The 25694-nt window shown below is 41.0% G+C and carries 20 protein-coding genes; 8 read left to right on the top strand and 12 right to left on the bottom strand.

Annotation, left to right across the window (positions count from 1 at the left end; genetic code table 11):
- Nucleotides 1-12 precede the first annotated feature (12 nt).
- Nucleotides 13-924 carry a LysR family transcriptional regulator gene (locus KUL49_RS12635; RefSeq protein WP_131137499.1) on the bottom strand — a complete coding sequence of 304 codons (912 nt, stop codon included), beginning with the start codon at nt 922-924 and terminating at the stop codon, nt 13-15.
- 153 nt (nt 925-1077) lie between these two features.
- Here KUL49_RS12635 and KUL49_RS12640 point away from each other — a divergent pair, with 153 nt between their 5' ends.
- From KUL49_RS12640 to KUL49_RS12665, 6 genes are all read left to right on the top strand, one after another.
- Entirely contained in the window at nt 1078-2523 is a 1446-nt protein-coding gene (locus tag KUL49_RS12640; protein ID WP_131137500.1) for a dihydrolipoyl dehydrogenase, read from the top strand.
- 2 nt (nt 2524-2525) lie between these two features.
- The gene (locus tag KUL49_RS12645) at nt 2526-3179 is read left to right on the top strand and encodes a glutathione S-transferase N-terminal domain-containing protein (RefSeq protein WP_131137501.1); all 654 of its coding nucleotides are present in this window, start codon (nt 2526-2528) and stop codon (nt 3177-3179) included.
- Nucleotides 3180-3192: 13 nt separating this feature from the next.
- Entirely contained in the window at nt 3193-4272 is a 1080-nt protein-coding gene (locus KUL49_RS12650; protein WP_165477903.1) for a hypothetical protein, read from the top strand.
- Between the two features lie 157 nt (nt 4273-4429).
- Nucleotides 4430-4981 carry a carboxymuconolactone decarboxylase family protein gene (locus tag KUL49_RS12655; protein ID WP_131137503.1) on the top strand — a complete coding sequence of 184 codons (552 nt, stop codon included), beginning with the start codon at nt 4430-4432 and terminating at the stop codon, nt 4979-4981.
- Nucleotides 4982-5040: 59 nt separating this feature from the next.
- Nucleotides 5041-5505 (top strand): nuclear transport factor 2 family protein, encoded by a 465-nt coding sequence (locus tag KUL49_RS12660; protein ID WP_131137504.1) that lies wholly within the window; start codon nt 5041-5043, stop codon nt 5503-5505.
- A 307-nt stretch (nt 5506-5812) separates the two neighbouring features.
- The gene (locus tag KUL49_RS12665) at nt 5813-7075 is read left to right on the top strand and encodes an ABC transporter substrate-binding protein (protein WP_131137505.1); all 1263 of its coding nucleotides are present in this window, start codon (nt 5813-5815) and stop codon (nt 7073-7075) included.
- Between the two features lie 11 nt (nt 7076-7086).
- Here the strand turns inward: KUL49_RS12665 and KUL49_RS12670 are convergent, their stop codons facing one another.
- The 11 genes from KUL49_RS12670 to KUL49_RS12720 all read right to left on the bottom strand — a co-directional run bounded on the left by KUL49_RS12670 (nt 7087) and on the right by KUL49_RS12720 (nt 21928).
- A complete protein-coding gene (locus KUL49_RS12670) occupies nt 7087-9093 on the bottom strand; it encodes a pyridoxamine 5'-phosphate oxidase family protein (RefSeq protein ID WP_131137506.1) in 2007 nt (668 codons plus the stop codon).
- A gap of 62 nt (nt 9094-9155) precedes the next feature.
- Nucleotides 9156-9800, bottom strand: coding sequence for a glutathione S-transferase family protein (locus tag KUL49_RS12675; RefSeq protein ID WP_131137507.1), 645 nt, complete (start codon nt 9798-9800; stop codon nt 9156-9158).
- Nucleotides 9801-10446: 646 nt separating this feature from the next.
- Nucleotides 10447-11514, bottom strand: coding sequence for an L-dopachrome tautomerase-related protein (locus tag KUL49_RS12680; RefSeq protein WP_131137508.1), 1068 nt, complete (start codon nt 11512-11514; stop codon nt 10447-10449).
- Between the two features lie 223 nt (nt 11515-11737).
- Nucleotides 11738-13027, bottom strand: coding sequence for an acetylhydrolase (locus tag KUL49_RS12685; RefSeq protein ID WP_131137509.1), 1290 nt, complete (start codon nt 13025-13027; stop codon nt 11738-11740).
- A 269-nt stretch (nt 13028-13296) separates the two neighbouring features.
- On the bottom strand, nt 13297-14250 hold the full coding sequence (locus KUL49_RS12690) for a hypothetical protein (RefSeq protein WP_131137510.1): 954 nt from the start codon (nt 14248-14250) through the stop codon (nt 13297-13299).
- A gap of 442 nt (nt 14251-14692) precedes the next feature.
- A complete protein-coding gene (locus tag KUL49_RS12695) occupies nt 14693-14950 on the bottom strand; it encodes a hypothetical protein (protein ID WP_131137511.1) in 258 nt (85 codons plus the stop codon).
- The gene (locus KUL49_RS12700) at nt 14943-18008 is read right to left on the bottom strand and encodes a DNA-directed RNA polymerase subunit alpha C-terminal domain-containing protein (protein WP_131137512.1); all 3066 of its coding nucleotides are present in this window, start codon (nt 18006-18008) and stop codon (nt 14943-14945) included. Before KUL49_RS12700 ends, KUL49_RS12695 begins: the two co-directional genes overlap by 8 nt.
- Nucleotides 18008-18454, bottom strand: a complete 447-nt coding sequence (locus KUL49_RS12705; protein ID WP_131137513.1) for a hypothetical protein — start codon at nt 18452-18454, stop codon at nt 18008-18010. The genes KUL49_RS12700 and KUL49_RS12705 overlap by 1 nt, the downstream gene beginning before the upstream one ends.
- Complete coding sequence (locus KUL49_RS12710) at nt 18451-20460, bottom strand: AAA family ATPase (protein WP_131137514.1); 2010 nt, start codon at nt 20458-20460, stop codon at nt 18451-18453. The genes KUL49_RS12705 and KUL49_RS12710 overlap by 4 nt, the downstream gene beginning before the upstream one ends.
- Entirely contained in the window at nt 20457-20717 is a 261-nt protein-coding gene (locus KUL49_RS12715) for a hypothetical protein (RefSeq protein WP_131137515.1), read from the bottom strand. The genes KUL49_RS12710 and KUL49_RS12715 overlap by 4 nt, the downstream gene beginning before the upstream one ends.
- A 56-nt stretch (nt 20718-20773) precedes the next feature.
- Complete coding sequence (locus KUL49_RS12720) at nt 20774-21928, bottom strand: site-specific DNA-methyltransferase (RefSeq protein WP_131137516.1); 1155 nt, start codon at nt 21926-21928, stop codon at nt 20774-20776.
- 78 nt (nt 21929-22006) lie between these two features.
- Here KUL49_RS12720 and KUL49_RS12725 point away from each other — a divergent pair, with 78 nt between their 5' ends.
- Nucleotides 22007-24175 carry a DEAD/DEAH box helicase family protein gene (locus KUL49_RS12725; protein WP_131137517.1) on the top strand — a complete coding sequence of 723 codons (2169 nt, stop codon included), beginning with the start codon at nt 22007-22009 and terminating at the stop codon, nt 24173-24175.
- Nucleotides 24175-25677, top strand: a complete 1503-nt coding sequence (locus KUL49_RS12730) for a hypothetical protein (protein WP_131137518.1) — start codon at nt 24175-24177, stop codon at nt 25675-25677. The genes KUL49_RS12725 and KUL49_RS12730 overlap by 1 nt, the downstream gene beginning before the upstream one ends.
- The last annotated feature ends 17 nt before the right edge of the window (nt 25678-25694 follow it).

Consider the following 25694-nt stretch of genomic DNA (forward strand, 5'->3'; position numbering starts at 1 on the left):
AATTTCCATCGATTATTTGGTTTGAGAATTAATATAAGGATTCTCTCTAAGTCGCTCCACCGCGAGATCAATGAACGCTCTTACTTTTGCATTTGCTCTGCGACCTTCTACATGAATGATGTGAACAGGTAGAGGTTCTTCTTCATAACCTGTTAAAACACTTTGCAAAGTGCCTTTTTCTATCTCCTCACCCACTTGATAGGACATAAGTCTAGTAATACCAAACCCTTTCAGAGCAGTGCTTACAGCTGCGGCATTTTGATTACACATTAATCTCGGAGACAACTTCACCGACTCTTTGTGCCCCTGATTTTGAAAATGCCAAGTTGAACCGCTATCAACAGTATTAGAAAAAATCAAATCGTGTTCTAGCAAGTCTTGGGGATACTTAGGGATTCCTTTGCGTTTAAAGTAACTAGGAGCCCCGCAAATGATCCTACGTACGCTACCTACTTGAACAGCGTACAAACTAGAATCTTTGAGGTGACCAATTCGGATTGCAACGTCAAGCTCCTCTTCCAATAGACTTCCCAACCTGTCGAAAAACATGGCTTTTACACCAACTTCCTCATACATACCTAGGTATTCATTAACTATTGGCATTATGTGCTTTTGGCCAAACATCACAGGGGCAGTTAATGTTAGCGTACCAGACGGCGTTGCATACACCCCCGCAGCGTGCGACTCTGCTTCATCCAAGTCTTCTAAAATACGCTGGGTATCATTAAAAAAGCGAGTGCCTGACTCAGTCAGTCGGACTAACCGAGTGGTTCGATTAAATAGTTTAACTCTTAATCGCCCCTCCAACTCAGCAACAGCTCTTGTAGCGACAGGAGCAGATATACCTAGTACTTCAGCAGCTGCGGAGAAACTTTGCTGCTTAGCAACTTCAATGAATACCTTTATCGTTTGTAATTTGTCCAATTGCTGGGCCTTGTAACATTCACATGACTATTGCTGTTTTAGCAAGAATAAATTCCTAAAACAAACAATTAAGAACAAACCAAACTACTTTATTCTTCAAATATCAAAATTACATTCTCGCCAACGAGACTCAGTCTAGAAAGAGGGAGCACCATGAAAAGAGTTTATTCAGTAGATGTAGCAATAATTGGTGCCGGCACCGCCGGAATGGGCGCCTACCGAGAAGCTTTAAAATACACCGATAACATTCTTCTTATCGAAGGAGAACAATTCGGTACAACGTGTGCCCGAGTTGGCTGCATGCCTTCAAAGCTTCTTATTGCCCCCGCCGAAGCACGTCATAATGCAGAAAAATTTTCAGCATTTGGGCTTCTTGGACATGTCCCTAAGGTTGACGGAAAAGCACTATTGCAGCGAGTAAGAGATGAGCGAGATCGTTTTGTAGGTTTTGTAAAAGAGGCTGTAGACGGCTTTAGAGACGAGCATCGTATTATGGCTAAAGCAACATTCATTGACGACAACACGTTGGCCTTATCTAACGGAGATCAAGTTAAAGCCAAACGAATTATTATTGCAGTAGGTTCTCGCCCAAACGTTCCAAAGATGTTTGATGCTGCTGGAGATAGACTAATAACCAACGATGACGTTTTTTATTGGAATGACTTACCCAAAAGTATTGCAGTTTTTGGCGCAGGCGTAATAGGTCTTGAGTTAGGCCAAGCCCTCCACAGGCTTGGCGTTAGAGTTCATATTTTCGGACGTGACAATATTACAGGCCCGCTGACAGACCCAAAAGTTTCTCAATACGCCTATAGTACAATTGGAAAAGAATTGCCGTTTCACGGGAATGCAAAGATAAGTCGAATAGAAAAGCATAATGAGCAAGTTGCCATTACATTTCAGAGTCACGCTGAAAGTGAAATAGTTACAGAGCACTTTGATTATCTACTTGCAGCTACTGGTCGCCGTTCAAATATTGATAAACTAGATATCGAAAATACAACCTTAACCCTAGACCATCTAGGCATTCCTGTTTTCGATCGCTTATCTATGCAATGTGGTGATAGCCACATCTTTTTGGCTGGTGACGTTAATAACGACATTCCTCTACTACATGAAGCAGCAGATGAAGGAAGGCTTGCTGGAGAGAACGCAGGGCGCTTTCCGAATGTATTTAAAAGAGCGCGAAAAACATCCCTAGGCATTGCTTTCACATCTCCACAAATAGCTGTTGTTGGAAAGTCGTTTAACGAGCTTACATCGCAATCTGTTCCTTTTTCAATCGGAGAGGTTAGCTTTGAAGACCAGGGAAGAAGCCGAGTAATGTTAGTCAATAAAGGTTTAATGAGATTATACGGAAACTCTGAGAGTGGCGAACTGTTAGGTGCAGAGATGATTGGACCGGAGCACGAGCACTTGGCACATTTACTAGCTTGGTGTATTCAACTACGAATGAGTGTTGCGGATATTCTTCAAATGCCTTTTTATCATCCAGTTATTGAAGAGGGGTTACGAAGTGGTCTACGCGACCTCCTTCAACAAATGGGTATGGGGCCTCAACCTCCGTTGCATTGTATTGACTGTGGCCCAGGAGCGTAAAGATGATTGACTTGTATACGTGGAATACACCTAACGGCCGCAAGGCGACGATTATGTTAGAAGAGCTGGGACAAGAATACACTTTGCACCCTGTAAATATTGGCAAAGGGGAGCAAAAAGCGTCCAGCTACCTGTCTATTAACCCCAATGGAAGGATCCCAGCACTATTTGATAGTGATACAAGTGCGAGAGTGTTTGAGTCTGGCGCTATATTAATCTACTTAGCTGAGAAATTTCGTGATTTGTCTGAAAGCTTACTTCCATCCGATGCTGCTAGGCGCGCTGAAGTGCTTAGCTGGACATATTGGCAAACCGGAGGATTAGGACCAATGTTAGGACAGTTTAATCACTTTACGTCAATAGACTCTCATGCATCATACGCTGTCCAGCGTTTTGAGGATGAGTCATTTAGATTACTTGAGGTTTTGAACACTCAACTAAACGAAACTGAATACCTCGGAGGAAATGAGTATTCCATTGCCGACATTATGAATTTCCCTTGGGTATCGGTTGCGTTCAAGACGATCGCAGAAGCTAACAAAGAAAAGTTCACTAGGTTTGAGTCGATAATGCGTTGGCATAGCGTTATTGAAGAACGTCCAGCTGTTATTAAAGGCTTAGATCGACTAGCAAACCTAAACAGCAGCCGCTACTAATGGAGTATATCTGATGTCAGTGTACTGTTTGTATGGTAATGAAAATGGCGAAAGAGTGATGAAAGGGGCACCAACAATTAGTATTGCTGGTAAACAAAATCACATTCCACAACATTATTTTACTTATGAGCACAGCTTAGAAAGTATTCGCGCTATTCTGTGTGATATTTCAATGTCAAACGACGTTCTACTTTTTGCAGCTAAAGATAAACAAGGTATGTACATTCAAGTAGGAATCATAGGGCAAGAAAACTATCGAATTACTGGGCAGTGTTATCCGGCTAAGATTGTATATGGAAGGCGTTGGAGAATAGATGCTGATACGCCAACATCGGAAATTATCCAAACAACGATGTTGGCGATACAAAAAGTATACGAGCATGAAGTTCGAGAGTTGCTCACTATAAAGCTAAACAGTAAAGTCACTCGAAGTGCCCCCCTTACCAGTCATCAAGACATTAAATATCTAAAGAACGCTAAACGCCTTGAAGGGATCAATCAAGCGCAAAATGTGATGTCGACTAGCACTGTTAAGAGCGTGAGTTTAAATCAATTTAAGTATGCATTAGAGAATAAACTAAACCGACTAGAATTTGCCCACCACCGTTTAATCATTGACCGGATAATGCCGATTTCTGGTGGTCGAGCAGTATTAGATATTGAACTTGTAGCTAAGTTAGTGCCTAAAATGGTTATTCCATCTGCATTTTCTCAAAAACGGTTGTCTGTTGTAACCTCAATTTACGATATCGACAATATAATGTATATCCTACTCGATGAACTTATCGCCATAAGCAATAGGCATGTAGAGGAACATTTTTCTTTTCAAAACTTTAAAAGGTTTAGCCGCAATATTTCGCCCGAATGGCTTGCTGAGAAGTCGATAGAAAGTCGTCAATATAAGGCACATATGAAAAATGTGGAATTCAAAAAAATATTCGAATCGCTTAATTACAAAACAGATGAAAGTCGCACACCCGAACTCGGAAGTGACGCTCTTGCACTTATCAATTTTAAAAAGCTTTCACAGTATGAAAATCTTGGCGGACATATTCCAAAAGGATCGGCTAATGCTTCAATAAAGCACGCATAATTTCTATGGCGCTTTTCATACAACACATAGTTTAACTCACATGACACTTTTATTTCTAAATACGAAATGATGTATTAGTGAATAGTGTAATTATTTATCGGGGTAAGCCAGCTACATTGACAGTGTTATTTACATTTTGTAATCAGGACTATTATTCATGCCACGTATTAACATCCCTGACGATATAGTACAGCCTTCTATAGCGGCACATACTGTTCTAAGAAATATAGAAGGACAATTGGGCTTTATTCCAAATATGTTCCGTATTTTGAGTAATAACACAACAGTATTTGAAGGGCTTCTTGGATTGATTGACTCATTATCCAACGGAACCATATCAAGCTCGACGCGCGAGCGTATTGCACTAGCTGTAGCAGAAATCAACGAAAGTAATTACTGCCTAGCAGCTCATTCTTTTATTGGAAGAAACCAAAACAGATTAAGCCAATCAGAAATGATAGTGAACCGCAGAGGCAGCTCGCTAGATGCAAAGGCAGCATCTGCAGTGGAATTTGCAGTCACAATAGCAAAACAACGAGGAAAAACATCAAAGGCTGATTTCGACGCTATACGATCTGCTGGCTACAATGATGCAGAAATTATCGAAATTATTGCGCTTGTTTCTGTGAACATTTTTACTAATTACCTGAACGAAACACTAGATACAGATATCGATTTTCCCAAAGCTGGGAAAGTAGTATCAGCTTAGTTTCTTTCCGTTTCGCTAACTAATCATACGCTAATAAATATTAAATTTTGGAGATAACCATGTCGAGACCACCATTACCACCGTTCACTTTAGAAACAGCTATGCAAAAAATTCGTTTGGCAGAAGACGGTTGGAACAGTAGAGATCCAGTCAAGGTCGCACTAGCCTATACCCCGAACTGTGTTTGGCGAAATCGAGCAGAGTTTATTCGAGGCAGAGTAGATATCGAAACTTTTCTGAAGAGGAAATGGACCCGTGAACTTGATTATCGCTTAATTAAGGAGCTTTGGGCCTTCACCGAAAATAGAATCGCAGTTCGCTTTGCTTACGAATTTAGAGATGATTCTAATCAGTGGCACCGCGCATATGGCAATGAAAACTGGGAGTTCAATGAAGACGGATTAATGCAACGTCGAATTGCCAGTATTAACGAACATGTAATCGACGAAAAAGACAGGCTATTTCATTGGCCTTTGGGTCGCCGTCCTGATGACCACCCAGGGCTGTCGGATTTCGACATTTAGTTGAACCGCCCTGTTTTCATATGAGCCCAACCTCCCCTTAACCGATTCTTTTTTCTGATTTTTAAACACTAAGCCCAATTTGTACTTGGGCTTTTTTCTGTGGCAAATTACAATTTTCGATATAAGCTTAGTTTTATATTCATGGATTTGCTATGGCTACATCTAGTGCGCGCTCATAGAGCATAGAAGTTTATATGAAACATAGCGTGCTATTTTTTCGGCTTAACAAGAATATTCACCATAATAATATAAACTTATATCTTTCCTCGGATATCAAATTAGAACAATTAGCAAATAAGGGAGGTCTATGCGCCAAAAATTTTACCTAATAATGGTTTTAGCGCTTATGCTAGTGGCCTCAGCATGTGGCGCCAGTTCATTTGATATTCAGTGCAAAGAAAAGGAAGAATCTTTACGTGTTTCCTTGCTGATATTTGATATGGAGCAACGCAATGCTTTTGAAGAAATCGCCTCAAACTTCTCAATACATTGTCCATTAACAAACATTAGTTACGTTTCAATCAACGACGCTCAGTATAAGCAACGTTCAATGGAGTGGTTAACTGAAGGCAACAACATCGACGTTATGCTATGGCTTTGGTCGGCAGATTTAAAGTCTCTGGCTAATAAAGGTTTAGTTGAACCGCTCACAGCTTTGTGGCAAGAGCCGCAAATGCAATCCCATGCTCCAGTTCTCAAGAAACTCGCTACTATCGATAAGGAGCAATTCGCAGTTCCTTTTTCTCAAGGCTTTTGGGGGTTATATACAAACGCAACATTATTGCAAGACCACGGTATTTACAAACTCGAAAATTGGGACGAGCTTATTTCTGCTTGCAAAGTGCTATCCCAGAATAATGTCACACCAATTGCAATAGGTACAAAGGACAAATGGTCCATACTTGCATGGTTTGATTATTTAATTCTACGAATACATGGTCTAGTTTTTTACGAAAGGGTAATTCGTGGCGAGATTCCATTTACTGATGACAGAATGCTGGTAATTTTCAAAAAATGGAAAGAATTGATAGATAACCGTTGTTTTCTGCATCGTGCGGAGAATTTTACTTTTAAGCAAGTCTTGCCCTTATTTTATAGAAATAAAGCAGCTTTGGTTCTTTCGGGTAATTTTCTAGTTAGCCAAATTCCAGACGAGATAGTCGCTGATATTGATTTCATTTCGTTTCCCATCATCAATAGCGACACACCAAAGTACGAATTATCACCTGTCGACTTTTTTATCATTCCGTCGAATAGTTCAAATAAAGAACTTGCGAAGACATTTTTACGTTATTTATCAACTGCTGAGGTGCAAAGTAAAATTAACAATAAAATCCACTTCATGCCAGTGAACCCCAAAGCAAAGTTAAATGGCAACAAATTTGTCTATGCTGGCATACAAAATATAACTTCCTCCTTTGGGCTCACACAATACTTTGACCGCACAGCCACAAAAAACTACTATCTTCCTATTATGGATGAGCTCGTCATCTTTCTCCAAGAGGGTGATGTTGACAAAACTGTCAATCAGTTGGAGTTGATTCGTCAAACAACGTTCGAGCTAAAATAAGACGCCGATGCTTAAATGTCTATTTCGAGTGTATCACTTCCAGCTGCTGGTCTTGCGCTGCAGATAAGCACTTCTCCCTCCTTAAATTGGTAAGTGGGCTGTTTTCCGTAAACAACACTCCCCGACTTTAAGTTGCACAGGCAAGCGCCACAACTACCATTTCTGCAGCTAAACGAAGGTGATAGACCTTTTTTCTCAGCAAAGGCTAACAAGGTTCCGTCTTCAGGCTTCCAAACTTCAGAAACTTTACTTGTTGTAAAAGTAACTTTTGCTTTTTCAGCAACATCAGGCACCATTTCTTCATCATCTAGGGTTCCTTCTCCAAAGAATTCGTAATAAATATTATTCTTTGATACACCAATGTTTTTAAGCCCTCGATATATGGCCGACATAAAACTTTGTGAGCCGCACAAATAGAAATCATATTGATCAAAAGGCAAACAATTTTTAAACGTTTCTATACTGATTCGGCCTTCAGCTTGGTGAGTCTTTGATAGTTCATCAGTGTCCTTAGGTTGAGAATAGACAGTGTGTACCGTCAACCAGTCAAACTGATTACTCCATTGCAACAAGTCTTTTTGGAAAGCGTGGTTTTCGCTATTTTGTGTTGCGTGAAAAAACCAAACTGGTGGTATTTTTTCACCATTATTAGCACGCACTATTAGCCCCTCAAGCATCGCAATCATAGGAGTAATACCAACTCCACCAGAGACGAGTACTATTGAGTGGCTATAATTTTTGATTGTGAAATTACCTGCAGGCTTTCCTACTCGAAGGTAGCTACCAATCCCATATGTATCATGTAGCGCCTTTGAAACCAAACCAGCCTCTTCACGCTTAACAGATATTCGATAAGTCTCTGCTCTCGGTGCCCGAGATAATGTATAACTGCGTTTTAAGGGTTGTTTTTGACCAGGTATTGTTATTTCCAATGGTAAAAACTGCCCCGGAATATAGTCGATTGTACTGTTTCCTGTTTTAGGCGATAAATAGATCGAGCTTATCGTAGCGCTCTCGGGCTGTTTACCTACTATCTGAAAATCACTGTACTGTTCATTTTTGGACTCACTCCAGACACCAGTACTCGATAAACTAGAAGAATACTCTTCGATTTCACCTTGCATCGGCAAGAACCCATCAACATAAACACTTCTGTCCACATTTATTTCAATAATTCTCTCTGCTCCATCAATACTAGAAAGCGCCGGATGTTCGTAGTGAATCTTTGCTCTCCCTGTAATGAATAACGCATCAGTTGATTGGAAGTCAGGAAAAACTAATCCGACACGTTCGTCAGAAGCAATATTCCCAATTGTGTTGAAAAATTTGTTCCCACTAAAATCTGGGAACAACAGTGTATTCTTGTAAACTTTTACAAAGCCCGGTTTGCCTCCGCGATGCGAAGCATCTAACCCTGTTCGTTTATCTTCTGTAAATTGCTTAGTTCTAGAGGCAATAAAAAATGTATCAGCATTTTCTATAAGAGATTTACTTCGGGCACTTAGATTTTTCGATATTTCAGTACTATATGAATCATTATTGTGTTTGGTTTCCTCCACATCATAGATATAGCGTTTTTGAATATACTGGGGGCAATTACCAAAACTGAGTTCCACACTTATGGTCAATCCTTTGTCGTCAATGTCACTAATAGTTCCATTCATACGATTGCGACGACGTGTTTGTACTTCTACACCTACTGTACCGATTTTCTGCCCCACCGATAAATCGAGGTCAAGGACACCTTTTAACTGTGGTAAAGTGTTCAGCTTTAAAGTAGTAGCTGATGGGGAACTTATAAACCCATTGGTCCCAAATACAGGAACGGCCCAAGGACACCCCTGTCTATCAACAACCCCTAAAATAATAAAAGGTAAATTAGCAAAGAATTCTCGATGCTGGTCAGGCATGAATTCTCGAATATACTGACTAGCAGGTGCCACTCTTTCAGCCACACCCACTTTTTTCTGAACAGCTATTTCAGCTTCATGAAATTGATTCGTATATTGCTGAGACATATCTTACTTCCGCTTGAGTTAAGTAAATGAAGTTGTAGTGACACCAAGCCAGCTATATGGCTTTACTTTGTTAGATCTTTTGAACGCTTCATGCCTACGAATTTTGGCTGGGCCTCTATCCGCGCTAGCCAAGCCTCAATAGCAGGGTATGGGTCGAGGCTTACTCCGCCTTCAGGCACATGTGAGATGTAGCTATAACCTGCAATATCGGCTAACGTAATTTGGTTTCCAGCTAAGAAACTACGTTCTGCTAACGTCTTTTCTAGTACCGAGAATAGTTTATGAGTAATCGCTTCAGCGGTAGAATAATCTAAGTCCATACCAAATAGCTTTACTAAGCGAACCGTGCACGGCCCATACATTATTTCCCCTGCAGCTACAGACAACCAACGCTGGACTTCAGCAGCTTGAGCTGGCTCCTCTGGAAGCCAAGCGTCGTTCCCACTGTATCTTTTTACCAAATACGTAATAATTGCATTTGAATCAGACATCGTGTATCCGTTGTCATCAATCGCAGGGACTTGTCCAAATGGGCTTATCTTCAAATACTCTGGCGATTTATGAGCACCGTTAGCCATATCAAGATCGATATTCTCATAAGGTAAACCCAGTAATGAAAGCATTAACTCAACTCTGTGGCAGTGACCAGAAAGTGGATTTCGATAAAGCTTGATTGGCGCGTGATCTGCTGGAAAGTTGTTGTCCATCGTTGTCTCCTAAAGTTTCATATTTTGATTATCAGAGGGCACTGGGTACGACAAAATGACGTTGCCATTTCCTCCTCCGTTCCATTTAAACTCTAGGACTTTCCAACAGAATAATAATTACTTGATCTCAAAATTCACTATTGCGTGTGCAGTAATAATTGACGAATACAAACCGTAGATTAGTTTTGCTTACGATCTATTCTTGATTCTTTTAATGTAAAATCGCAGTGAAGCTCCGCCGATTCTTGAATGTGAATGTCTCGATTATTTCGTATTTAGCAAAATTGTATTTAGCAATTTGAGATTTATCTAAATTGGAGTAGCCACTAAGTTATAAAGCAACAAAAACCAGTGAGGAGATATTTATGTTGGCTACTATTGTTACAAAGAAAACAAAGATAAACGGGATAAGAAACGAGCATTGTAATTGCAACTACGACAATGATTATTATGGAGACCAAAAATGCATTAGAAACAAGCAAGACACTGGCTTAGGTACGCTTGTAGATAAAGAGTCCATTATGAGTAAACTCTTTCTTTATTCTTTTATGCACTAAAAAAAATGCTATTTGCGTTGTTTATCAGGTCACCTGGCAACTACTACTTCTAAGATCCAGGTGACCACTTTTTAACAACAGATTAAGTACTAGCGTCCAACATCAGCACTCGCCAGTGCTGTAAATTTGTAGATTGCAAATTTACCCGTCGTCGCGTTGTTGCCGTCGTTTAGAACAGAAGAATGGTGAAGTTCATTTACCGTAAAGAAAATCTCATTTTTTGGGCCTACTGCAAAGCCATCCGGCCAGCTTATGCTTTCGCTTTTGAACAAGGTTGAATACTTTCCGTTTGAATCAATAAAACCAATACTATTATCAGTTATAGATGTAACATATACATTGCCAGCATTGTCCACCGTAATGCCATCAGAAATTGGTTTTTCTCCGTAAAAATCCACCCTTTTGCTTAGTGCATTTGAGTCGAGTGAATAATTAAGCAAATCAGAAGTCTTTATCCTATATATTGCAGTTCCGTTCATTGCACCAAAGTAAAGCCACTCATTCTGACTATCGACTACAATTGGATTGACACCTATGCGCGCTGGGCCACTACCTAAATTTACGACCTTTTCATCAATTACAATATTTATGTTCTCAGATAGCGTATAAGGAGATCCTTCTAACAACCGCCTTGCTCGTTCTGTTTTCAAATCTACTACAATTAAGGCTGAGTTTTTTTGACCTGCTGTGTCAGTGATATATACAGCGTCGTGTGCTCTATCGACGGCCAAATCATTCAGGAAAGAGTTTTTAGGGATGACGGGGCTTTTAAGCGGAATTCTCTTAAAGAGACTGTTAGTTTCAATATCCCACCCGATAAGCGTTCCTGTATTTGTCTTTTCGTCAGCAGTTTCTAATATCCAAAGCACGTTTTCGGAATCAACAACAACACCAAGTACCGGATTGAGTGACTCACTAAATTCGGCATTCGGATATGGTTTAACTTCACCTGAGTCAAAAACTTCTACGATTTTGTATTTTGCTCCATAAAAGTGATGTGTACTCATAAACAACCGCCCTGTGGATGAAACTCCTATATTTCCAGGGGGATTTTGAGCATCAAATTCAGCAACTTTTGTAAATATTTCTTCAGCATTAGTGCTAAACCCTTGGCCCATTAAAAGCAAGAATATAGAAAAAAAGATATTTTTATGCATAGCGAAACTTCACCTTCTGTTTAATTAATTTAACAGTGAAGCTTGTGGGAAAGCGCTGTCTAAGCAAGAACCACGAGCCAATTTGAACAATCGTTCAAATTGTAAACCACATATGTGTCGAAGTCCAAATTATTTGAACAGGCGTTCAAATATAAAATGAACACATCAATAACTCGCCTATTTCACTACCCTAAAAATTTTGAGCTGCAAACACAGGAATAAATTAAAGCTTGCTTTCCATCTTCAATCCGAGCGCCCAACGATTGTCAAACCCTTTCCATGGTGCAGGTGTTTCGCCACCAACAGGCACTTGGTCACTGCTGCCCGACACGTTCAGGAATTCACAGTAGTCTGGCATTTGCTTTACGTGGCAATTCATTAGCGCTAACGCGAAGTGCTCGTTGATAGCATTCAGCTTTTGCACTTCCCACGCAGGTTCAATGTAGCTGCCCAAATCAAACTCGCTGCCATAGGCTTCTTTGGGGGCGGGGTGAGGTGCGACATTATGACGCGCATTTTTAACGGTAAGTAGTTTAGAACCTTCACTGCCGGTATTTTCGAATAACCACTTAATGCCGTCGTAACCAGAAATATCGTCATTATCACCCGCCACATAAAGAACAGGCACCTTGATATTATTAAGTGATTCAACATCAAATAGCTGATGTTGCCCGCCCCATGGGGCAAGCGCTAGCGCTGCTTTCCAAGCTGGCAGCACATCTTTGCTACTTTCTTCGCCACCGGCGCACGTATTTAGCGCGTCTTTGATAAGAGCTGCCACTTTAGGGTCTTGCGTACCGGTAAAGGTTGCTGCTGTTTGGTCGTTAAAAGCATAGCATCCTCCTACTGTGCTAACTGCGCCGTAGCCACCCATCGAATAGCCGATAATACCTGCTTTGCTCGCATCCACACTCTCTTTAAAAAAGGTATTTTCGCCGATGCTGTTCAAAGTAAAAACTTGGTCACGCGAGCGATTTAGTAACGTGCTTGGAAAGCCTGAATACGGGTTTTCTGCAAAATTAACATCTTTGTTTGTGGAATCTGTGTGGTCGATTGCCGCTACAACATAACCGTGAGACGCAAGGTGTTCGCCTAAATAAAACATAAGGGTGCGGTAACCGGTATAACCATGAGAAATAACAATTACCGGAAAATCAGTGTCAGCGTTGGCAATGGGGGCATCACGGCTTGCATCGGCTTGTACCTCAAACACTTGACCACTTCTTGTTTCATTAATGTACGTAGTCTTTTGAGCAGAGCTTGCTGCGGGATACCAAACTTCCAAAGTAAGTGATCGCTCGACTTCATTGCCAGCAATGTCTTTGACTTTAACAGGGTAAGCCGCTTCGATTGTCTTTACGCCAACGTCATAGTTACCTTTCTCACTCAACGACGGCATTACATCAGCAGGGAACGGCTTATAAAGCGTTTGAGCAGCTGATACCGAGGGAGATATAATCGCGGTTGCTGAAACCAGAGCAGCTCCGCCAAAAAGAAGGGATAACGTTTTCATATTTTGGTAATTTTCTTGTTGTTAATAGACAAATTTATAATACCTCGTCACGGGTATCGCACAAGGAAAACACTATTATTATTGGTGATTAAGAAAAATAAAGAGAGGTAATTAAAATCGGCTTAGCTAAGCGTTTGTTCGCGCTTTAAAGACGGGCTTCGCTAGCCCAACATCTGCTTTACGAATGTGATTCACCTGCCGTCAAAAGCTTGTAAATTAAGCATGTTTTGCCATATAGGAAATGGTAAAACGTAAAACCTTGAAAGCCTTCAGTTTGAAAGGTATTGCTTCCACCTTTCATCAAAAAGCGGTTTAAGAAATAAAGGGTATCCATCTGCCACAAAGTTAATATCTCTTAAGGTTTGGCTTTTCATAGGCGTAGATGTAATGTGAGTCAGCACGCTGTCTAGATCACTCGTTACCGCTTGTCCTAGCTCACTCTTAGAACACAGTAAGCGCTTTGTTCCTCTTAGCTGCTGGGACAGTTCACTGATTTGATAAACATTAAGCGCATCGAGTTCTTCTTCTGGTAATGCTGAAAGCTCGCGGTGCCCTACATAGCCAAAGTCTATTCTTCCACTTTCCAGTAGGGCAATGGTATGCATGCCTAAGTCTTTGCCTAACCCATTTAAACGAACCACATTGTTTTTTGTAGCCCATTGCTCAACAGTATCGGCGTATACGTTATTCACATCGTTGTAGAGTACCGTTCTCAAATTTTGCTGAAGCAAAGCCCGTAAAGAAATGGACTCAAAATACCCCTGCGTTGGCTGAGACTGCGCGGTATCTAATTCATTTTTCAATGAAGGCTGAAGCGCTTTTCTTGCAACAATGAGTAGCGGTAAGTTTATAGAGGTTGGCTGGGAGTAATATCCCCACTCAGCGCGTTCTTCTTGGTAAGCGGCGCCATAAAAACAATACACTTTTTGTGCGGATTGTTGATGCTGTACCAACGACCATGCGCGTTTAACCGGATAAGCTTCAAATTGGTGGTCGTAGTTATGCAGGTGTGTAGAGAGGTACGCCATGACGTCATAGATCGGCCCTGAAGTGATACTGACACCACTGCCTTCAATTCCAAGCTCGGGTGGTCGCAACCATACTACTGTAGGCTTTTTGGAGGCGCAGCTTTCCCCTTCACATTCGCCGTCTGTTTGCGCAAACAACACGCTGCTTTTAAGACACAACAAAACAAAAGCCACCAAGGTTACTACTACTGACACTGCAAAAACCCAACCTTTTACACGTAATTCTTAAAGCTCACTCATCGCGTTTATGGGAAAACAACAATGGGAATATGATGAAATTATTTTAAGGTAATCGGGGGAAGAATGGCGGGCACCAATCTCATAATTGGGCGAACTTAGCTCAAAAAAAGAGCCGCTATTAAAGCGGCCCTTAATTCTTTTAGTCTACATTTTTTATTTATGTATTCCTCAGAACGGTAGTGCGCCATTTTTTACTGTAAACTTAAGTGTGTGTGTGACTTACCAGCCCTATGCCACCTTAAATACTATACTAGCACAATATTATTTTTTTGATTTGCAAAAAAATCAATTTTTCTGGCTGTCGAGATATAAACTTATGTAAACTTTGTTATATTACCAAGCGGAAAGTTTACAAAAGCTCTCACAACCCCAACTAACTCTGTGGCAGGACGCTTCTTCAGAATTCATCTTCTGGTAAATTTGTCTCAGGGTTAATGTTAAGTTCAGCGTCATCTTTCAAAACCTTCCTAACTTCATTCATAATCACATCATGAATCCAAGCGTGGCGAGAACGAATATTCGGAACATAGTCAAAAGCGCGATTTAACAGTTCGTATTCTCTCTGGTTAAAGCGCATAAGTACACTTTCTGTCGCTTTACCATTCTGTAGGCTCTCTAAAGATTTGGAATGCTTGGGGTCGTTGTTTTTACGCATCCACCTTCCCTTTTTCTAATGAGACTATAATTTTATTAAACGCATCCTTTTTAACTCTCACCTCTGGCATACGTAGCAATAGCGCAAGAAATTGCGCAGAGTTAAATTGATTAATTATATCAGAATTGTGCACTATATCGGCTTTGAGTCCAGACATGTATATGCCTGTATCAAAGGTGTTAGTTAAGAGGTTTAAAACCTCATCTCGTAAGATTTGAGACTGTTCAGAATTAAAAGGAACAGGGTCCAAACTTTCATGCCAATAAAGTGAATTTTTTCCAGAAGCTGTTAGGCGAATCAATCCATTTTTCTCATGGTATTGTGCTGTCACCCCGCGTCCTCTTGTCGAGGCGATATGTTCGTCAATGTAATACTTGGGAACTGGTTGACCTTTATCTTTAATCAATTCTTCTATGAGTTGGTTAACTTGAAAACGATTAGATGTGTCCACTTTGTCAGTCCATTTTCCTTTTCCCCAAACAAAGCGACCAAAATACCTTACGTTTTCAGGTCTATAACGCATAAGAATGACAGAGACTATGCGGTGTTGGTCAACATGATCAGCTTGCCAAGTTACGATTCCTTTCTCTTTAAGTACGTTGAAAAGTTCAAGATCAGTGAATTGCCGCGCCTCATTCTCCGCAAGATATGCGTCTATAAAATTGGCGCACTTTCCACCATCTTCATCGCTGATTCTAAAGTGTTCCCATAGAGCGTATCTGCCACGCCCCATCGTAAAGATATAATCTGCACTTTCTCCTGGACACTGCTCTTGGTATTCATTTATTTGACTGATAACTCTCCTGTTTCCTACAGCGTCTTTATATACTGCTGGCATCTCGGGATAAATATCATCAATCCCGTGCATTGGTTCTCCATTACGCCGCAATATACTGACTATCTCTGCAATTGCTTGCCTACTTGTCATACGATTAGGTGTATTGTTTATAGTTTTTGTGTCTTCATCAATAGAAGATCGATAGTAAACTATTTCTTTCGCTATGAGCGAACTGAAGAATTGACTGTCAACTAATCCCAAAAGATGATTTTTAGCATAGTTTTCAGCCTCATCCAGTTTCATACCGTGGATGGACTCAGTAATAGAAAGCATTTCACTCTCTAATGCTTCCTGAAAATCTTCAGAATAATTCTTATCCAATGGCAAGATAACGTCTTTTGAAGAGAGTTTGAACGGCACCAATGTGACATTTTGTTCTGGAACTAGCTTTTCAAGCATCCGTCGCTGTGAAGCTCCTACTTCAAATGCTTCTGTTCCCGAAAATATTCGCACAAAGTTACTGAAATCAGCGTGTGAACAGTCATCCCAAGAGTGCAAATCCTTCATAACCCATAGCAAATCTGAATTAACATTACTCCCCGGCGCCATTAATCTACATACTCGAACCATATATCTAAGTGCTTTATCCGTTAGTTGCCTTATACGCTCACGAGTTAATGCCTGAGTTTCTGCAATAGACTCAAGTGTTTCACCCGTAAATCGGCGTTTTAACATACCCAACTCACGAGCGCTCCGCTCATCAACAGACCTATCTAGCTCATCATTGATTAAGGTTTCAATTACATCAGCAAGCCTAGGGGCACTGTCTAAGTTAAGATAGGATAAATTTGTTTTTTGCTTTGTTGTATTTGACTCATCCTCGCTCTTTTGTTTTCTGCGAGAGTCTCCCTTAACTTCACCTAATGGAGGGAACGGCACTCTGAAGTTGATCAGGTATTCATACAGCGACTTTACAGAATTACGACCTATATTAGGTATCTGAATGAGCTTTATTGAATGCATTTGCTCCAAGTCATATAAACTATCGTAGTTTTCTGCGCGAAGAGCATTATAGGTTCTTACGGGTTCCGTAGGTATATTCGCGGCCCATGGTGGAAGAAAGCTGACTAATTTAATCACTCCCTCCCTTTGAACCTGTTCTGTTTTAAAATTTGTATTCTCTAAACAATCTCTTTTAAATTTTTTTATCCCGTAATCCAAGAGAGTGATGGCGATGTCATGAATATGTTGCGCATCGATATTTGTCCACTTGTTCCTAAAATCCGTTAAGGTATAAACAGAACTTTCAACAAGAGCTTGTACAAGGTCATCTCTGGCGACAAATGCTTCCTTAAAGATATCGCATAGCTTCTCATTTTTTCCGCTATCAGAATCTCTTTTGATTTCACTTAAAGGCGGGATTGGCACTTTGAAGTTCCGAAGGTACTCATACAATAACTTTATGGAATTACTACCTAGATTTGGTATTTGAAGAAGCTTTACTGGACTTTCATTTTCTAAGTCATACAAGCTGGTATAATTTTCTGCGCGAAAAGCGTTGTATGTTCTTACGGGTTCCATCGGTATGCCCGCGGCCCATGGTGGAAGGTAGCTAACTAGCTTGATTATCCCCTCCCTTCGAGTTTGCTCTTTTTTTAAACTCGCATTTTCTGAAAGATATCTATTAAATGTATCTGTTCCATAGCTATATATCATGCTGCCAATTTCATGGATATGCTCAGGGTCGATATTTGCCCATTTGCTCCTAAAGTCCTTCAGATTGTAAATAGAAACTGCAACAAGTTCTCGTATAAGATCACCCCGACCGACAAACGCTTCTTTGAAAGTATTGCATAGCTCCTCACGCTTTTCGTTGAGTTCAGCAATCACGCTGTTCGGGCCCACTAATCGAAGAGATTCATTGTCTCTACACTTAACAGCAACAGACTTAAGCAAAAAAAACCAAGTATCTATTTCGCTTAGAAGAGCATACCCATCATCCGTGTTGCCATGACAGATTTCTAATTTTTTGTTGCTGAAAATATTTGGGAGCAGCGCTTGCGTCGCAGCACATACAACAACCCCCTCACTAGCAGAGGGTAACAATGCTAATAATAAGTCTCGTGAGAGAACGGAAAAGCCAGTATGAATTATCAGCCCCGAATAAGAGTACTCTTCAAGCCAAGATACGACTTGTTCAGGCTGCTCTGTTGCTCCAACCATCACCCACTGCTCGGTTTGATTTATGCTCCGATACACTCGGACCTGCAACCTAGGCATTAAACGTCTCCCTGCCCCTCATCTCCTGAGGTAGAGTAAATGTTTTTAAGCACTTCATCTAAGTCGAAACTGCTAGGATCTCCTTCACAGTATCCAAGCATTAGCTCAATGCCTTTTTCACCATAAGCGCGTATTAATCTCGTCAAGGGAACTTCTTGAGAGGGAGTGGGAGCAACAATCTTTATCGCTTCGCTGAAAATTTGACTACCATCAAAAGAACCCAAATTATACAAAGTAGTGCCTGATTGATTTTTTATTTCAGGAACTTGTTCACCGCATTTCGCTATAGCAATGCTGACTGCAAACCTAAATGCATCAATCATATCTTTAAACGCTGCACCCTCGTAACCGGTAAACGACTGAAGTTGCGCTTTTGAAAGATCTGATATACCGATAGTCACTCCTGGGTTTGGTATATCTATCTCTTCTGTATGGTAGCTGCTCATAGTTCTCCCTCCTTCAGTTTTGAGCGTCCTTCAGCCTCTTTGAGAATCGTATATTTGCAGCCTATGCGTGTTTGTACTGTGTTAAGCGTAGAAGGCTGCAACTCACCACTATGGTATAGAAGTACTAATTGGCTAGCTTGCCGAGTCAAGTATCGAAGAACCCTTTCACGGTGACTTTCATCGAGCCTCCCAAATGGCGAGTCCATAACTATAGGGCCAATCTCCCGCCCTGCTTTTCCTAACGCAACGATTAATGCTAACGCTAGTACTTGAGTGGCGCCAGATGAAGGCTCTGTAACATGGCGTCCTCTCGAATTTACAATCGACAATTCAAAGTTTTCTGGTGATATTAATACGTTTTCATGGTCCCCCTCATGAATCATTGCCTTATAAGCTCGCGAAGCATAATCCTGAACATGCTTTCGCATTTCTTCGCGTAACTGGCCTCTTCCCACTTCGAATATTTTTTTGAGGGTTTCAATTTTCTTTTTGATGTTTGTCGCAACTTCAACTTCTTCAGAGTCTTCTTTCGACTGAATTTCACGAATAAGTTGCTCAATATTTCTGTCATGTTCCGAAATTGAACAGCTTAGGGAATTGATGTGGCTCTTTAATACACCAATTTCTTCTACCGTTTGTTCTAAATCCAACCTACGCTTTCTTACCGCTTCAAGGTCTTCGTTTTGCGACTCAGCTTTCATTCGATCATGGTCGTCGGATAAGCGGCTCAGTTCATTGATTTGTTGTAGCATCAATCCGTATTGCGTACCGTATTGATCACTGACTGGCTTGACTTGGTTCAACAGTTCGCGCACTTTTCTGGCTTGATATGTCTTTTCTTGTAACGCTTCGTGCTGCGCTTTGCGCTTCTCGCGCGACTGCGTCATTAATTCAAATTTGCTAAGAATTTTTTCGAAACTCGCCCCTGACACATCTTGGTCGCATGCATTGCAATGACGAGAGGATATGATTTCCTGAAGAGCGCTGAACTCATGCTCTTGCACAATGAAACTTTCGTGCTGGTCACTTAAAGCGTCTTGCTCTTTTTCTAATGTCTTGTGTTTATTTTCTAATGCTAAGTAGAGGCCGTCTTTCCATGCCAATGAGGTCAATGTATTTAATTTCTCTTTTGTCTCATCTATTTGGCGAGCAAGCTTCTCTCTCTGTTCTTTATTAGCATTTATTTTTCCTCGAAGAACATCCATTTCGCGCTCTTTGTGAACTTCTTTTTCTAATGAAGATTTCTTACGCTCCAATTCTTCTAATTTAAGTTCGTTTTTCTGCAACGCATTTGCAGCTTCATCTCGCTGCGTTGTCAGTGTATCCAACTTTACTGATAGATTCTTTGTTTGCGTTTTACTTTGCGCTTTTTGTGAAACATTTCGGTCAGCAAAATTCTCTGCTTTCTCCAGGAAACGAGTTGCGGTTTTTAGAGCTGGTAGACCCAACACGTCCTCTATAGCTTCAGTAAGTTGGTATGTGCTTCGTCGATTTCTTTTCTCAATCAGGTCTTCATACTCTTTTAACAGTTCACCATCAAAGAGGAAAAACTGTGAAATGATTTTAGGCGCTATTCTGTTGATTATCCTGTTTGAGGCATCCTCACTAAGAACTTGACCATCTTTTTTGACGATAAACTGTACTGCAAAATCATTATTGGATGTAGGTTTTGAGTTTGGATATTTTCTCTTTGCAACTCGACTAATGGTGAAGGGCTCTTCTTTGATAATTGCCTCTACTTCAACTTTCATGGCATCTTCGCCATCTAACAGTGCGTTAGAGTTGAACAGTTGCGTGAGCGGAATTTGATTTTCTGCGCGATTTCCCACTTCGCCATATAAACACCACTTAAGTGCATTGAGAAAACTGGTTTTACCACCCGTATTTCTTCCTTGGACAACCATGATGTTTCTATCCCCTAAGGGAAACTTGGCATTTGACTCACCGAAATATCCACCAAAGTTGATTATGCTGATCGACTTGAAAATAAGAGGCGCTTTGTTCATTTTTCACCCTCCTTACCAAGAATATCAGAAGATATTTTCTCGTATAGCTTTCTGCCCATCGTTGCAGCATCAGAGTCATTTTGATCGTTATCATGGGCTGCAACAGCCTCTTGATAAATTTGGCGAATAAGTTCGTCATCTTCCTCTGTAAGTCCATTTTCACGTGCCAACCGTGTCAAAACCTTCATGGCCTCATCTTCAGGCGAGAGTTTCTTCAACTCTGCGTCTGATTCATCGGTGAGGTCGATTCCTTCCATATCAAAGTCCATTCTGATTTCCTCCGTTTTTAGTTAAAAATTTTGATTGTTGGGTGTCATTTTTTTGGTCTACTTTGCCCGCCATCAAGTGGTAGCGGAACATCATCCGTATTACCTAACGAACAAGGGGCAAGAATTTCATATTTTGTACTTCTGCCAGACTCAGGCAATACCGACGGCGCATCTTCTGAAAACCTGGCCATTCCTCCAGCAATGTAATCAGGCTCCAGTTCTGTTCCAACCCAGCGGCGTCCCAATTCTTCTGACACACGTGCTGTCATGAATGATCCAGAAAACGGGTCAAAAACTTTATCACCAGGCTCCGTTAGCATTCTTATAAAGTATTCAGGAAGTTTCGCTGGAAAGCGTGCAGGGTGAATTGGGATATCATTTTCCCTACAAAATTTTGCATAGGCAGAGTTACTTTCAGTATTGGCTATGGCCAAAAGATTTGGTGGGATTGAGCCCTTCCCCCCTTTACTAAAGTTTTCGGAGATATCATGGCCGCTCGGTCGCAATTTAGCTTTGTAACCATTTTTAAGGAGTCCTTTCATACTATCACTATACTCGCCAATCACTCTTCGATTACTACTTTTCGGCCATGGGGTTTTAGATAACCACCATACAGTGTTCACCGCGTCTTTTGGTCGAACTCGTCTGACATTAACCCATTCAGCAGGTGAAGGTAATTTAGAAGGGTTCCACCAATAATGCTCTAGACAAAGGTGAAAACCATATTCCTTTACCAACATTATTAACAGATCGAAGTGGTAAAGTGAACGTACAGGTTTACCTTTTTCCCAAGAACCACCAATATCGATAACAAGGCTACCACTGTCTTTGAGTAACCGATGAAACTCTAACGCAAAGGGACGGAACCAATCACAATAAGCTTCAGAAGCTTCATTGCCATATGTTTTCTTTCGGACTAAGCCGAAAGGGGGTGATGTCATAATTAAGTCGATTGACCCAGATTGTTGTGTTTGGGTGTAACTTAAAGCATTTCCTTGGTAAATTTCCCCTAAATCGGTAGTTAATTTTTGCGTCAAGGATGAACTGCGTGCTTCAGACAAAGTTTTATCAATGTTTTCCGAACGACAAGCAAGTGCCTCTAAATACTCTTCAGGGGAAGAGTAGCCATGTACGAGAGCAAGCTTTGCTAATTCTTGCTGCGCTCTGTTGCTTATACCTTCGAGGTTTTGCGGTGACATACGGAAACTCCCTTTATTTATCCCCAAATTTAATATATATGATATCATATCATAAAATCAAGGAACTGAGGTGAAGAAATGAAACGGGATTTTCGAACTATAGAGTGGAAAGAATTTTACTCAACAGGAAGAGATAATTTAGCCGATGATTTTTACGGACCAGCAATTGATCGCGCCTATCTCATAGAACGCGCAGTCGGTTATTTTCGCTCTACAGCATACCTGCTTCTTTACAACGAGTTTTGCGATTTTTTGCGCAATAACGGACGTCTTCGTATTATTTGCTCGCCGCAAATGCACCCAGAAGACATAGAAATATTAGGGAGTGAATCCCTGAAGCGAAGACGCGGATTGTCAAAAGAAGGCGAACAAATAGAGCTTCTTGACCAAATAGAAGCTTTGAAAGCAACAGAGAAAGGTCAACTTCACATAAAGCTTTTAGCTGGGATGCTTAAGTTTGAATTGCTTGAAATAAAAATCGCACTTACCTCCCACGGTGAAGGGATATTTCACGAGAAACTAGGTGTGCTACATGATAAAGATGATCGACTACTTTCCTTTTCAGGCTCAGCCAACGAAACCTTATGTGGATGGGGACTGAATGGAAATGTTGAATCGTTCGACGTTTTTCGAGGTTGGGTTGACGCAGAGAAGTCTCGGGTAAAAAACCACCACGATGCATTTTGTGAAGCTTGGGAGGGGCGTCGCGAGGGTGTCACAACAGTAGATTTAGAGACGGCAGTTAGAAAGAAGCTTCTTGAATCAGCTCCTGAAGACAAGGACGAATTGATAAGACTTGCAAAATCATATCAGCACCTCAACAAGGAAATTCTTCGCAATCACAGGAGAGCCCCTTCTCATAGTGAACTAGAAACCAATGAGTGGCCTTCAGGAAGAGAGGCAGAAAATCATCAAAGACAAGCGTTAACAAGTTGGTACGAACGAAATTGTTTAGGCATTTTCAAGCATGCAACAGGGTCAGGAAAAACATTTACAGCACTGCATGCAATTAGAGACCACATCCGATTAGGGAAAGTAGCATTGGTCGTGGTCCCGAGTGAACTACTTTTTATTGGATGGCAAGCAGAACTAGTTCAAGAAATTCCTAATGCCACATTGATTTTAGCTGGGGCAGGTAATACCTCATGGAAGTCTCAATATCGATTAGAAGCTTTTACTAGCCAAACAAATGCTGAAAGCAGGCATATTATATTGGCGACCATGCAGACTGCATCCTCACCTAGCTTCTACAGGCGCTTGAAAAATGCCAATGACATCTTGGTCGTTGCAGACGAAGTCCATCAATTAGGAAGTATCGAAAATAGTAAGCTGATGACGAAACAATTTGGAAAACGTTTGGGCCTATCCGCGACTCCCGAAAGGTATGGTGACCCAGATGGCACCGCCAACCTTTTGAATTACTTTAACGGTATAGTTGGGGAGGAATTCACGCTTTCGGATGCCCTTAAAGCTGGTCGACTGGTACCTTATTACTATCACCCCATGTTTGTATACCTTAATGAAGAAGAGCGGGATAGGTGGGAAGAGCTTACTAAAAAAATCAGGCGACTGGCCGCGTCGTCGCCGAGAGACAATGATGGGAACATGACCCCTTCATCTAGCCTGAAAAAACAGTTGATAAATCGCTCTCGGATTGCCAAAAAAGCCAATGGCAAAATAATGCTGACAACGAAAATCGTAAAAGAGCATTATTACGAAGGACAGCACTGGCTTATTTACTGTGAAGATCAAAATCAAGTATCTGATATTACCGCTGCACTAAGGGGCATTGGTTTAGAACCAATGAGTTATCATTCATCAATGGCAGGCGACCCAGCAAGAACACTCAAACATTACATCGACGATGGAGGAATAATGGTTGCTATACGATGTCTAGATGAAGGTGTAGATATTCCATGTATCTCCCACGCAATCATACTCGCTAGCAGTCAAAATCCTAGACAGTTTATCCAAAGGCGTGGGCGCGTCCTTCGAAAGGCGGAATTAAAGAGTAAAGCTGAAATCTGGGACGCATTAGTGATGCCAATAGATGGCGACGTTGAAGACGAAAAAATTCAAGATAGCCTAACTAGAGCAGAATTACTTCGCGCATTAGAATTTGGGGCACATGCCTTAAATCAACACGAAATTTCTGATCTGAGAGCAAAAGCTATTGAAATGGAATTAGAACTTACAAAAGTCTATCCATCTCAGGAAGAGGATATGCAAGAGGGAGAAACTATCTAATGAAGAAAGATTTACAGACTGAAAACTCAGTTGTAAAAGAATGCTTAGATGCTGTACGTAAAGACTTGAAGGGTATTGTAGAAAGCAAAAAAGGGGAATTTAAGACTTGTGGAATTAGATATTGGGATAGAGCCATAGAGTTAGATAGCAACACAGGCAGCTGGGCAAAAAAAGGTATGTTTAGCAAGCCGAGTCGTTGGTTATTCACACACGACGGTACGGGGGAGCCTCTCGATTTCACTGACCGCATAGCTTACTTCAGTTTGAGAAACGAAGCATTAGCCTTTGCTGTAAGGGCTGTCCCGGTTTTCAAAAATGAAGAACTAAGTACATTTCAATTCATAGAACACACAGAATGGATTGTAATTTTCATTGCTAAATCTTTGACGCCTAGAGGCTCTTCTAGTGCTACGGCGCACTCATCCAGGCTCGACGAAGGGCTAATTACAATTACTACCGATGATCGCGAGTTTGAGGTCCCTTTGGAGTGCATTGGGTTAATAAAGCCTCAAGATATGATGTCATCTCCTTTAATCAATGAAGTGCACGCTTCTTTTGAGAAAGCCCTCTCTGCTTCCACTAAGTGCTATGATTTGAATGAAGAAGAGTCCAGAGTAGAATTTTTAAAACGAGTAGACAAATTACAGGTATCACCATCAAACAGCCATGCGTCAACCGAGGCTTCGTGGATGTCTGAGGACGACTTTAATCAAGTTATCTCCCTCTTTGGTGACGCTGATTCGAACCTCATGTTATGGGGTAACGATGAATCGTCACTCCTTGCGACAACTGCACGTATTGAACAATCATCTGAACAAAATTTTGTTCATATAGAAGCTCTACCAAATTGGAATGAAAACACCCTGCCCATAATATTAAGTTCAATTGATGCCTCAACAAAAGTAGTTTGCATTCATCGGGCGGAAAGAATTGCTCCAGAATTGGTACTACCAGGCGTATTTAACAAGAATAAAATTCCATTGATAAGTGCTGCCGGCAAGTTCCTTCCAAAATCCAGGGATTTACCTCTCGCTTGGATATTCGTCGCTAACGGCCTTAGCCCAGGTCAAATAAAAGAATGGCATCGAGCGCTTTCTAAAGATCTCAAATGGTTTAGATGTGAAGCAGCAATGCCATCTATTGAAGCTGTCAAACGCATTTACAAAGAAGAAAATGTTCAATCTGCCGCGACCAACTGGTTTGATAATTTGTTTGTTATAATGTGGGATGAGATGGTTGCGCACCTCCCAATTTCTACAGAGGCATTAGCCGCAATAGTTAGAAATTGCCTTCGCAAAGACTCAACTGGTACGTGGGATTTAGAAGCTTCTGCAATTCAGAAGAAAATTCTTGTCAGAGAAATAGAAAGTGAATCTAGTTCGTTAATTGCATCAATGGAAGTCGAGCGAAGGAAACAATGTGTAAACGCTTTGATTGCGACTCTTGAGATACCTAATTCACAAGGGCATAGGCTGCTTTCGTTAGTTAAAGCACTATCTTAATTTTTGCACGAAAGTGA

Origin of the sequence: Alteromonas sp. KUL17, assembly GCF_006538305.1 — a bacterium.
In the GTDB taxonomy this organism is placed as follows: Bacteria; Pseudomonadota; Gammaproteobacteria; order Enterobacterales; family Alteromonadaceae; genus Alteromonas; species Alteromonas macleodii.

Coding starts and splice junctions, on each gene's coding strand:
- KUL49_RS12640 (WP_131137500.1), top strand. CDS start 1,078: ATGAAAAGAGTTTATTCAGTAGATGTAGCAATAATTGGTGCCGGCACC.
- KUL49_RS12645 (WP_131137501.1), top strand. CDS start 2,526: ATGATTGACTTGTATACGTGGAATACACCTAACGGCCGCAAGGCGACG.
- KUL49_RS12650 (WP_165477903.1), top strand. CDS start 3,193: ATGTCAGTGTACTGTTTGTATGGTAATGAAAATGGCGAAAGAGTGATG.
- KUL49_RS12655 (WP_131137503.1), top strand. CDS start 4,430: ATGCCACGTATTAACATCCCTGACGATATAGTACAGCCTTCTATAGCG.
- KUL49_RS12660 (WP_131137504.1), top strand. CDS start 5,041: ATGTCGAGACCACCATTACCACCGTTCACTTTAGAAACAGCTATGCAA.
- KUL49_RS12665 (WP_131137505.1), top strand. CDS start 5,813: ATGCGCCAAAAATTTTACCTAATAATGGTTTTAGCGCTTATGCTAGTG.
- KUL49_RS12670 (WP_131137506.1), bottom strand. CDS start 9,093: ATGTCTCAGCAATATACGAATCAATTTCATGAAGCTGAAATAGCTGTT.
- KUL49_RS12675 (WP_131137507.1), bottom strand. CDS start 9,800: ATGGACAACAACTTTCCAGCAGATCACGCGCCAATCAAGCTTTATCGA.
- KUL49_RS12680 (WP_131137508.1), bottom strand. CDS start 11,514: ATGCATAAAAATATCTTTTTTTCTATATTCTTGCTTTTAATGGGCCAA.
- KUL49_RS12685 (WP_131137509.1), bottom strand. CDS start 13,027: ATGAAAACGTTATCCCTTCTTTTTGGCGGAGCTGCTCTGGTTTCAGCA.
- KUL49_RS12695 (WP_131137511.1), bottom strand. CDS start 14,950: ATGCGTAAAAACAACGACCCCAAGCATTCCAAATCTTTAGAGAGCCTA.
- KUL49_RS12700 (WP_131137512.1), bottom strand. CDS start 18,008: ATGCCTAGGTTGCAGGTCCGAGTGTATCGGAGCATAAATCAAACCGAG.
- KUL49_RS12705 (WP_131137513.1), bottom strand. CDS start 18,454: ATGAGCAGCTACCATACAGAAGAGATAGATATACCAAACCCAGGAGTG.
- KUL49_RS12710 (WP_131137514.1), bottom strand. CDS start 20,460: ATGAACAAAGCGCCTCTTATTTTCAAGTCGATCAGCATAATCAACTTT.
- KUL49_RS12715 (WP_131137515.1), bottom strand. CDS start 20,717: ATGGAAGGAATCGACCTCACCGATGAATCAGACGCAGAGTTGAAGAAA.
- KUL49_RS12720 (WP_131137516.1), bottom strand. CDS start 21,928: ATGTCACCGCAAAACCTCGAAGGTATAAGCAACAGAGCGCAGCAAGAA.
- KUL49_RS12725 (WP_131137517.1), top strand. CDS start 22,007: ATGAAACGGGATTTTCGAACTATAGAGTGGAAAGAATTTTACTCAACA.
- KUL49_RS12730 (WP_131137518.1), top strand. CDS start 24,175: ATGAAGAAAGATTTACAGACTGAAAACTCAGTTGTAAAAGAATGCTTA.